Consider the following 3851-nt stretch of genomic DNA (forward strand, 5'->3'; position numbering starts at 1 on the left):
CGACGATCCCCGCGCGATGCCCGTGATGGGCTTCGACGACGAGACGGCGCCCGACCGCGCGACGCTGACGCGCTGGCGCGAGATGCTGTGGCCCGCGTCGCGCCGTCCCTCGCCTTTCGCCACCGGTCTGTACGCGATCACGGACCGGCCGGAGCGCATCGCGGCACTGGCGCTCAGCAGCCAGTTCGCCCACCTGCAGCTGCGCATCAAGCGCGGCCCGACGATGGACGAAGACACGCTGCGAGCCGCGATCCGCGAGGCGGTGCGCGACATGGCGGGCCGCTCCGCGACGCTGTGGATCAACGATCACTGGCGGCTGGCGCTCGACGAAGGCGCACGCGCCCTGCATCTCGGCCAGGAAGACTGGTCGGGCATGGGCGGCGAGGACCGCGAGGCGCTTCAGCAGCGCCGCGCCCGGCACGGCGTGCGCCTCGGCCTGTCCAGCCACAGCCTGTGGGAGCTGGCCCGCGCGCGCGGCGTGGCGCCGGACTACATCGCCTGCGGCCCGCTGTGGCCGACGACGACCAAGGCGATGCCGTGGCTGCCGCAGGGCCTGGCGCAATTGCGCTGGTGGGCCGGCATGGCGGGCGTGCCGGTGGTGGGCATCGGCGGCGTGCTCCAGGAACGCCAATGGCGCGCGGGCCTGGCGGCCGGCGCCGCGGCCATGTGCCTGGTACGGGCCGCGGAGGAGATGGTGGCGAACGGGCGGCTGGGATGATCGACGGCTCCTATCCACGTCGCGTGTCCGTCGTGCGACCGTCCTGCGTGTCTATCCTGCGCGGCAAGTGTCCGCAATGCGGACGGGTAATGTGCGCCGCCGCACAGTCGACGCTCGCTGCCGCACCTTCGATGTCGCCGCTGTGCGCGACGCACGGCGCTTCTTTCCTCTCGTAACTGTCAACGGCCCCTTCACGCTCCTACGATCGTTCTTTGACGCCGTCCTGCCGCCACGGCAACGGCGTCGTCACGTTCCTGGGAGAAGCCGTTGCACAGTCGGCAAAGACTCGACACCTTGCGCGGATTGGCGTGCCTGCTGCTGGTGAGCTACCACGTCATCGGCGGCGACCGCGACACCGGATTGCGCCTGCCCGACGAGCACGTCGCCGCACAGATCAACGACTTCCTGGCGTTGGTCCGGATGCCCCTGTTCTCGTTCCTGTCCGGCATGGTCTACGCCCTGCGGCCGGCACGCGGCGACATCGGTCCGTTCGCCGCGGGCAAGGCGCGGCGGCTGCTGGTGCCGATGCTGGTCGTCGGCACGGGTTTCGCGCTGCTGCAGGCCGCGATGTCCGGCGGCAGCGGCGGCACCAACCGCGGCATCACCGAGTGGCATCTGCTGCACGTCATCCCGGTCGCGCACTACTGGTTCCTGGAATCGCTGTTCCTCATCTTCATGCTGACCGCGATCCTGGAACGAAGCCGGGTCCTGGACAGCGCCGAGGGCTTCCTCGCGGTCCTGCTCGCAGCCATGCTGCTGCACGTGTGGGCCCCGCTGCCCGTGTATTTCGGCCTGAACGGGGCGACCTTCCTGCTGCCGTTCTTCCTGCTGGGCGTGGCGGCCCGGCGTTTTCCGACGATGACGACGAATCCGCGGCTGGCCGTCGCCCTCGTGCTCGTGCCCGTCGTCCTGATGCTGGGCTGGGCCGCGACCCAGGTCCCCAATCCGGACGCGCCCGGCCTCGAACGCCTGACCGTGAGCCTGTGCGCCTGCCTGCTGCTGCTGCGCCTGGGCCCCGCGGTCCGCTGGCTGGCCTTCATCGGCGCCTGGTCCTTCGGCATCTACCTGTTCCATCCCGTCTTCACCGCGGCGTCGCGCATCGTGCTGAAGGCGGTCGGCGTCGCGGACCTGCCCATGCTCTTCACGGCGGGACTCATCGCCGGGCTGATCGGTTCGATCGCGCTGACCGCCGCGCTCGGTCGCTGGCCCTGGGGGCGATGGATGATCGGCGAACGGCCGCAACGCGCGGCGTCGGCGCCCTCCCCCATCCGGGAGTCCCCGCGCACCACGGCGGCCGAATAATGGCCGGATCCCGCACCCGCTGACCGCCCGCCGTCCCGGCGGCCATCGGTGCAACTCCTGACCCCAGCCATGCCCGCGCGGGCCCATCCTGCGTGGACCAGGAGCAGCGATCCGCCGTGGCCACGCCCCAGTACCTCGCCCCCGTCCCCGACTGGCAGGAGCACGAGAAGCCCAGCATGCCGGGCTCGCCGTCCATGCCCTGGCATCCGCCGTGGCGGCGCGTGGCCTATGCGCTGGTCGCGATCCTGGTCGGCATCACCGGCGCGCTGGGCAACGGCCTGGTCTCTGCCAACCTGCCCGTCCTGCAGGGCCAGCTCGGCCTGACGCCGTCCGAGGGCGCGTGGATCTCCGCCGCCTACGTGATGGTCAACGTCACCGCCAACCTGCTGGTCTTCAAGTGCCGGCAGCAGTTCGGCATGCGCTGGTTCGCCGAGATCGGCCTGGGCGTCTACGCGGTGCTCACGCTGCTGCACCTGTTCGTCGGCAGCTTCGCCACGACGCTGATCGTGCGCGCCGCCAGCGGCCTCGCCGGCGCGGCCTGCTCCACGCTGTGCCTGCTCTACATGCTGCAGAGCATGCCCCGCACCCACACCGGCAAGATGATGGTCATCGGCGTGGGCATCGGCCAGCTCGCCGCGCCGCTGGCCTGGGTAGTCTCGCCCGCGCTGCTCGACCAGGGCGGCGGCACCTGGCACAACCTCTACCTGTTCGAGGCAGGCCTCGCGCTGTGCAGCTTCGCCGCCGTCGTCGTGCTCAAGCTGCCGCCCGGCGTACAGATCAGGGTCTTCGAGCCGTTGGACTTCCTGACCTTCGCGCTGATGGCGCCGGCCGTCGGCATGGTCTGCGCGGTGCTGGTCCAGGGCTACCTGCACTGGTGGTTCGACACCCGCTGGCTCGGCTGGCTGCTGATCGCGGCGCTGCTGCTCATCGTGGCGGCGGTGTTCGTCGAGCATCACCGCGCCAACCCGCTGATCCAGACGCGCTGGTTCGCCAACGGCGCCACGCTGCGCTTCGTCATCGGGGGCGTCATCCTGCGCTTCCTGACCGCCGAGCAGTCGGTCGGCGCCGTCGGTTTCCTGCGCGCGCAGGGCATGGGGCCGGACCAGTTCCAGCCGCTGTTCGCGGTCATCCTGGCGGGCATGGTCATCGGCATCCTGGCCTGCTCGATCAGCTTCACGCCGAAGACGCTGGTGCCGCAGATCCTCCTGTCCATCGTGCTGTTCGCGATCGCCGGGCTGATGGACCACCACCGCACCAGCCTCGACCGGCCGCAGGATTTCTATGTCAGCCAGTTCCTGCTGTCGATCGGCGCGGGCATGTTCATGGGGCCGCTGATGCTGATCGGCATCGGTCAGGCGCTGAAGAACGGACCGGCGTACATGGTGACCTTCTCGGTGATGTTCTCGATCACGCAGACGATGGGCGGTCTCGTCGGATCGGCGGTGCTGAACACCTACCAGCTGGTGCGCGAGCATGAGTTCTCCGCGTCGCTGGTCGCGACCATGGACCGCACCGACCCGATGGTCGCGACCCGTCTGGCGCAGCAGTCGGCGGCGCTGGGCGCGGTCATCGGCGATCCGGTGCTGCGCTCGGCGCAGGGCGCGGCGCAGCTCGCGGCCGTCGCGCGGCGCGAGTCCAACGTGCGCGCCTACAACGACGTGTTCATGTTCAGCGCGGTCACCGCGGTCGCCTTCCTGCTGTGGCTGCTCGCGCTGCTGGGCCGCACCGCGCTGACCAGGCGGCTGGCCGAACGGCGCGCCGCCCCGCTCCCGTCCACCTTGCCGTCCTCCTTGCCGTCCTCGACGGCTCAGCCACCGCCCGCACGACCATG

3 protein-coding genes are annotated in these 3851 nt (G+C 70.6%); all 3 read left to right on the top strand.

All coding sequences use genetic code 11. From position 1 onward, the window contains the following. The coding region (locus VF536_RS24605; RefSeq protein WP_331617574.1) for a thiamine phosphate synthase at window positions 1–718 on the top strand (718 nt) is incomplete at its 5' end. Window positions 719–1012: 294 nt separating this feature from the next. Further along, window positions 1013–2020: an acyltransferase gene (locus tag VF536_RS24610; protein ID WP_331617575.1), complete on the top strand. Its 1008-nt coding sequence runs from the start codon at window positions 1013–1015 to the stop codon at window positions 2018–2020. A gap of 116 nt (window positions 2021–2136) precedes the next feature. Then, the coding region (locus tag VF536_RS24615) for an MFS transporter (RefSeq protein WP_331617577.1) at window positions 2137–3851 on the top strand (1715 nt) is incomplete at its 3' end.

The organism is Roseateles sp. (genome assembly GCF_036486225.1).
Classification (GTDB): Bacteria; Pseudomonadota; Gammaproteobacteria; order Burkholderiales; family Burkholderiaceae_C; genus Roseateles.